General features: G+C 50.9%; 7 protein-coding genes. 3 read left to right on the top strand and 4 right to left on the bottom strand.

Annotated elements, in window-relative coordinates; all coding sequences use genetic code 11:
- Positions 1-64: 64 nt before the first annotated feature.
- The 3 genes from umuD to HMPREF3140_RS06320 all read left to right on the top strand — a co-directional run bounded on the left by umuD (position 65) and on the right by HMPREF3140_RS06320 (position 2,031).
- Positions 65-490: a translesion error-prone DNA polymerase V autoproteolytic subunit gene (gene umuD, locus HMPREF3140_RS06330; RefSeq protein ID WP_001776124.1), complete on the top strand. Its 426-nt coding sequence runs from the start codon at positions 65-67 to the stop codon at positions 488-490.
- Positions 490-1,761 carry a Y-family DNA polymerase gene (locus HMPREF3140_RS06325; protein ID WP_070552887.1) on the top strand — a complete coding sequence of 424 codons (1,272 nt, stop codon included), beginning with the start codon at positions 490-492 and terminating at the stop codon, positions 1,759-1,761. Before umuD ends, HMPREF3140_RS06325 begins: the two co-directional genes overlap by 1 nt.
- Before the next feature lie 78 nt (positions 1,762-1,839).
- The gene (locus HMPREF3140_RS06320; protein ID WP_070552886.1) at positions 1,840-2,031 is read left to right on the top strand and encodes a plasmid stabilization protein; all 192 of its coding nucleotides are present in this window, start codon (positions 1,840-1,842) and stop codon (positions 2,029-2,031) included.
- Between the two features lie 428 nt (positions 2,032-2,459).
- Here HMPREF3140_RS06320 and HMPREF3140_RS06315 read toward each other — a convergent pair whose 3' ends face one another.
- From HMPREF3140_RS06315 to HMPREF3140_RS06300, 4 genes are all read right to left on the bottom strand, one after another.
- Entirely contained in the window at positions 2,460-2,852 is a 393-nt protein-coding gene (locus HMPREF3140_RS06315; protein ID WP_070552885.1) for a plasmid partitioning/stability family protein, read from the bottom strand.
- 3 nt (positions 2,853-2,855) lie between these two features.
- Positions 2,856-3,830 (bottom strand): plasmid segregation protein ParM domain-containing protein, encoded by a 975-nt coding sequence (parM, locus tag HMPREF3140_RS06310; RefSeq protein WP_020801689.1) that lies wholly within the window; start codon positions 3,828-3,830, stop codon positions 2,856-2,858.
- 239 nt (positions 3,831-4,069) lie between these two features.
- Entirely contained in the window at positions 4,070-4,444 is a 375-nt protein-coding gene (locus HMPREF3140_RS28195) for a hypothetical protein (protein WP_017901448.1), read from the bottom strand.
- The gene (locus tag HMPREF3140_RS06300) at positions 4,444-5,076 is read right to left on the bottom strand and encodes a ParA family protein (RefSeq protein WP_017901447.1); all 633 of its coding nucleotides are present in this window, start codon (positions 5,074-5,076) and stop codon (positions 4,444-4,446) included. The genes HMPREF3140_RS28195 and HMPREF3140_RS06300 overlap by 1 nt, the downstream gene beginning before the upstream one ends.
- Positions 5,077-5,693: the final 617 nt, after the last annotated feature.

Here is a 5,693-nt window from a genome sequence, read left to right as displayed (position 1 = left end):
TTGATCTCTACCGGTCTCCCGGCGCACACTGTATATATATACAGTTTCAAGCGAGGGAAAAACGATGAAGTTCATTCCTGCAGTATCAGAAGCCAGCATAGTAAAAATTCCTTTGTTCACAGAGCGATGCCCTGCGGGTTTTCCGTCACCGGCTGCGGACTACACGGAGTCTGAACTGGATCTGAATGAGTACTGCATTCACCGGCGCCACTCCACCTATTTTGTCAGGGCGATTGGCAACTCAATGACTGATATTGGCCTCTATTCCGGCGATCTGATGGTCGTGGATAAAGCAGAACAGCCGCGGCACGGGGATATTGTTATCGCGGAAATTGAGGGTGAATTCACCGTAAAACGCCTGCTTCTGACGCCGCGGCCAGCCCTGCAGGCGATGAACCCGGACTTCCCTTCCCTGTACCCGGATCCGGAAACGCTGCAAATTTTCGGCGTGGTGACGGCCTTCATTCATAAAACCCGGAGGGCAGACTGATGTTCGCCCTGGCAGACGTCAACTCCTTCTACGCCAGTTGCGAGAAGGTTTTCAGGCCGGATTTGCGCGGCAAACCTGTCGTCGTTCTCAGTAACAACGATGGCTGCGTTATTGCCCGGAGTGCTGAAGCCAAACGGCTGGGTATAAAGATGGGAACCCCCTGGTTCCAGCTCAAAGAGGCGCAGTTTCCTGAAAAACTGTACGTTTTTTCCAGCAATTACGAGCTCTACGCGAGCCTGAGTAACCGTGTGGTCGCCCTGCTGGAAGAGCTGTCGCCCCGCGTCGAACAATACTCAATTGACGAATGTTTCCTGGATGCCCGGGGAATTGGCCACTGTATGGATCTGGAGAATTTTGGCAGACAGCTGCGTGGGCATGTTCTCAGTGGAACCGGACTGACGATCGGTGTCGGCTTCGGCGCCACAAAAACACTGGCCAAATCGGCGCAGTGGGCGTCAAAGGAATGGCCACAATTCAGGGGGGTGCTGGCGCTGTCGCCCGAAAATCCACGCAGAACGGCAAAATTACTCAGCCTGCAGCCGGTGGAAGAAATCTGGGGCGTGGGGAACCGGATAGCGAAAAAGCTGCACGTTATGGGGATCACCACTGCCCTGCAGCTGTCGCTGACGAACCCCACATTTATCCGGAAAAACTTCAACGTAGTGCTGGAGCGCACGGTACGTGAGCTGAACGGCGAGAGTTGCATTTCGCTGGAGGAAGCGCCGCCGCCGAAACAGCAGATTGTCTGCAGTCGCAGCTTCGGGCAGCGGATCACCACCTACGAAGAAATGCGCCAGGCCGTCTGCCAGTATGCCGAGCGCGCGGCGGAAAAGTTGCGCGGTGAGCGACAGTACTGCCGGCATATCAGCACCTTCATCAAGACGTCCCCTTTTGCGGTTAATGAGCCGTATTACGGTAACGTGGCCACGGAAAAACTGAACACCCCTACCCGTGACACCCGGGACATTATCGCGGCAGCGGTCAGGTCTCTGGACAGGATCTGGCTCGATGGCCACCGCTACGCAAAAGCGGGGATAATGCTCAATGATTTCAGTCCGAACGGCGTCGCGCAGCTGAATCTGTTCGATGACGTGCAGCCACGGCCGCACAGCGATGCGCTGATGAAGGTACTCGACGGCATTAATCATTCCGGACTCGGGAAAGTCTGGTTTGCCGGACGGGGTATTGCGCCGGACTGGCAGATGAAACGGGAGATGCTGTCATCGGCATATACCACCCGCTGGAAGGAGCTGCCGGTTGCCCGTTTCTGACCGTCGAATTGACAGACGGGACTTGCCGCAAGAGCTTACTTTACCGATCATACAGATGACTTGTCTCAGGGGGGAACCATGACAAATATCATTATGTGTGATGTGACTGCCAGCATCAGCGAACTTAAAAACGATCCGGTGGCCACCGCCAGTGCCGGCGGCGGCTACCCGGTCGCGATTATTGACCGCAACCGCCCTGTTTTTTATTGTGTGCCCGCGGCTCTGTACGAACAAATGCTCGATGCGCTGGACGAAAAAGACCTGGTGTAATTGATCACAGAACGTCAAAACCAGCCGCTGCGTGAAGTGGATCTCAATCAGTATCTGTGATGTGCTCCGGTGCGAGGAGCAAGGAATGTATTAAGCCTATGTTACCCACACGGTTATCCCCCGTTACTGTGGATAATCAATATGTTGTGTTTTATTCAGCTGCATTACCTACCATATGTTGTGTCCCTTATCCCCTCCCCCGTTCTTTTTAGTGATCGGACAGCGTGACAAACGACACCACAGTGGAAATGCTACTGACGGGATGATGTTCACCCAGGGTCGTAAGAACGGCCGGGACTGGTTACCGGCCGGACGAAGGACCGGCCAACGCGCAGCGGCGGCAGCTGGTTTCAAAAATGCTGGCGGAAATCTAAAAATTAAGCCGCACACCCCGCGAAAATTTGCAGATTTCACGGAGTGAGGCTTTTTCAGATCAGGTTTTGCATCTTCGCCCTGGCCGCTTTCAGACGGGCCTGCTCACCGGCATCCTGAGAGTGTTCTGGTGAAGCTGTACTCTGAAGCCCTCCTAACGCCTTCAGTACCTCTTTCAAATCGCCTGAGGAGGGTTTCCAGCCTGTTATCGTAGCAATCTGACTAATGACTTCATCCGCATTCAGTTCTCTGGTGAATAGTGCGGTTAACACGGCGGGAATTCGCGCATCAAGCTGATGCATTATCAGGCCGGTTATCAAAGCCTGCCGATATAACTCCCCCCGGTTTTTCCGGGGGACAGTTTCGATTTCAGCCAGTGCAAGACGATCGGCAGAGTCCTCCGGGTGAAGGTACAGCGAAAGTTTTTTCCTTTCTTCGCCGTCGTGCATCGATTACTCCTCCGCTTTGAAGCGTGCAATCGCCTGGACCAGCGCTGTCTGAGGTTCGTCCATAAGAACAACCTTTTCGCCAAGGTGGTTCCATGCCTTACGAACAGCATCGGCAATAAGTGCGGCACCGCCACCGACAATGTATACGCGGTTTACGTTTCGATACTGCAGCAAATCATCAACAACCAGCTCGCCCAGCTTATGTATCGCTGTATCAATGGTATCCAGTACCAGATTTTGTTTAGCAGCCTCATTTACAACCTGCCCCACAAAATCCAGGTTCTCCCTGTTTTTGATCAGCTCGTCAGCAATCATTGGACTGGTATCACTGCTGGCCATTTTCAGTGCAGTGAGCGTGGCTTTCGTGACCATTGATACGCCAATATCAGGATTACCATGTACTGCCGAAACGTCCTCAAACTGGCCAACAATAACCCCGACATCCAGGGTCGTACCACCGAGATCGATAACCAGTGATTTTTCGTACTGGCCCACATTGTCAGCAACCAGGCGTGTAAAGACAGCTGGGAGTGATTCAGGCATCACTTCAACGCTTTTAATGGTAAAAGTTACCCCTTTGTTCAGGGTGACTTCCCGCATCAGGTTGCTAATTTTTCTCTCAATGTTAAGCGTGTTTTTCTGGCAGTCGGCCGTGTAAAACTCGCTGATAGGTAACGTAACGGTGAGATCTATCTCCTGGGGTTCAATTCCACTGTTCAGTAATGCGTGGTGAACTGCCAGCACGTTTGTATCAGAGTACTGGTACTCAATGTGAGTCGTGCTGATCGCAGCTTCGCTGACCGGGTCGTAAGTATATTTGCGGCCATCGAGCAGATAGTTATAGGTACGACTGCTGCCTAAGCCCTCGACTTTCCAGTTATGGCGAAAAGAGTTCACTGATACCGCACTTTTCAGCGTCTTCCCTTCAAACCAGGCAAGTTTCACGTTTGTAGAACCATCATCGCAAAAAATTTTCATACCTATCTCCATTGATACTCAATTTGAGTATTCATCTTCACCCCATAACTACTCACATTGAGTAAATACGTTCATAAACCGCAGGTAAGTACTCAAACTGCGTACTTCGCCGGGTCGTTTAATTACTCAGTTTGAGTATTATATCATTTATCTTGCAGCAATCTAGCATTTAGCTAGCATAAATCTTGCTGCAAGATTGCAACTATAAAAAGAATGCAGCAAGATTGCTGCATTCCGGATTAGTATCCCTGTTTTTCCTTATATGCCTCAACTGCTTTTTCCAGAACTTCCACCAGTTTCAACCCCTCACGCTCTGCGATATCCCTGATCTCCTGATCGAAAGCAGGTGTGACACGTGTTGCAAATGCCAGCGTCCTGTTTGTTTTTCTGGCAGAACGGCCATCGCGGCGGGTATATGCCTCGGTCACTGTTTGTGTACCCACAGGATCATGGTGCACTGGCGATAAGTCCGCCTGCTGTATCTGTACATCAGTGGCAGCGACTGCAGGAGCTATCTCAGGCGCGTTCAGGCTGGTAGCCACTTCGTCAGGGCCTGGGGGTACACCCAGCCCACCACGGGCTCTTTTAGTTTTAAGTTTTGATGCATCAGCCATTACTCTTCTCCAATCTTATCGATGAGCGCCTGGATAAGTTCATCAGCTCTCTCGTTTAAACCTTTATAGCGTGTTTCTGTCACTGCAAGTCCTGAGTTCATCGCTTTTCTGTAAGCAGGCTTCTCAAAAAGACATCCAGCTAAAGTTTCATAACCCGCCTCACTGATATATGCACGAGCATCCAGCTCTTCCGCTTCGGTACCTACACGGCTTAAAGCAAAGACCAGTTTTGAACGTGGCACGCCTTCTTTTACAAGCGCGTTGAAAACTTTAATGGCCGGGACAAGATCGTCAAGGGAAGCCCCCGTTGGCTGGACGATAAGGTCGGCCACCTTAGCAATTTCCGAAGTCCCTTTGCTTGCACGAGCTGGTCCATCAAGAATGAGAAGATCAAACTCGCCGGCAGATTCTATGGCCTGCTTTGCTGTTGAAAATACTTCGACTGAAGCAACCGGTGGTAAACCAGCTGACAGACGTCGGCGGTGCCACTCAGCACTCGTTGCCTGTTCCAGGTCGAGGTCAGCTAATTTTGTTTTGATGCCACAGGCAGATGCTTCACGCGCTAACGCTCTCGCTTTAGTGCTTTTGCCCACACCACCTTTCTGGGAAATAAAACCAACTATCCAGGCCATCTAGCCCCCTTTACTTGCTGCTATCTTGCAGCAAACATTAGTATAAACCTGATTGAGGTTAGAAAAGTAACTCTTCCTGAACAAGATAACAGCTTGCAGCAAGATTGCAATAATCAAAAATCTAGCAGCAAGATTAAATCTTGCAATAAAGGAGAGTGCAGGAATTAACAAACGAACAGTAGTGTCACGTTAACGATAACGAAAGCAGCAAGCTTTATGCAATCTTGCAGCAATAATCAAAGAGAGCTCACTGAGGATTGTATCGATAAATCGGCAATATAGCGGCAAGATTGCAGCAATCACGAAGACATCACAACATGAGCCGAGCGCCAGAAAATCACTGTCTGGAAACTACGTCATTATAAGCCCCGACGGCTGCATGAAGCATGCTAGCAGCAATCTATTTTATTGCTGCTAGCATGCTGAAAGATTGCTATTAGAATCAGGCAGCGCTCGCCGCAGCCATGTAACCGAGCGTAGCGAGCGAACTGGCGAGGAAGCGAAGAGGAACCGTTCCGGCAGATAGTTCTTACGCTCAGCACAAGAAGAGTTTTCCATCCTCTGTGGGGAACAGGTCAACTTCGCGGACGGTCAGGACTGTGGGAAACAGGTCAACT

Source organism: Klebsiella sp. HMSC16A12, assembly GCF_001808265.1.
In the GTDB taxonomy this organism is placed as follows: Bacteria; Pseudomonadota; Gammaproteobacteria; order Enterobacterales; family Enterobacteriaceae; genus Klebsiella; species Klebsiella pneumoniae.
This window is presented reverse-complemented; position numbering and strand designations above follow the sequence as displayed.

What these genes read in the sequence shown, in the direction of transcription:
- HMPREF3140_RS06320 (WP_070552886.1), top strand. Translation starts at nt 1,840, where the DNA reads ATGACAAATATCATTATGTGTGATGTGACTGCCAGCATCAGCGAACTT.
- HMPREF3140_RS06325 (WP_070552887.1), top strand. Translation starts at nt 490, where the DNA reads ATGTTCGCCCTGGCAGACGTCAACTCCTTCTACGCCAGTTGCGAGAAG.
- HMPREF3140_RS06315 (WP_070552885.1), bottom strand. Translation starts at nt 2,852, where the DNA reads ATGCACGACGGCGAAGAAAGGAAAAAACTTTCGCTGTACCTTCACCCG.
- umuD (WP_001776124.1), top strand. Translation starts at nt 65, where the DNA reads ATGAAGTTCATTCCTGCAGTATCAGAAGCCAGCATAGTAAAAATTCCT.
- parM (WP_020801689.1), bottom strand. Translation starts at nt 3,830, where the DNA reads ATGAAAATTTTTTGCGATGATGGTTCTACAAACGTGAAACTTGCCTGG.
- HMPREF3140_RS28195 (WP_017901448.1), bottom strand. Translation starts at nt 4,444, where the DNA reads ATGGCTGATGCATCAAAACTTAAAACTAAAAGAGCCCGTGGTGGGCTG.
- HMPREF3140_RS06300 (WP_017901447.1), bottom strand. Translation starts at nt 5,076, where the DNA reads ATGGCCTGGATAGTTGGTTTTATTTCCCAGAAAGGTGGTGTGGGCAAA.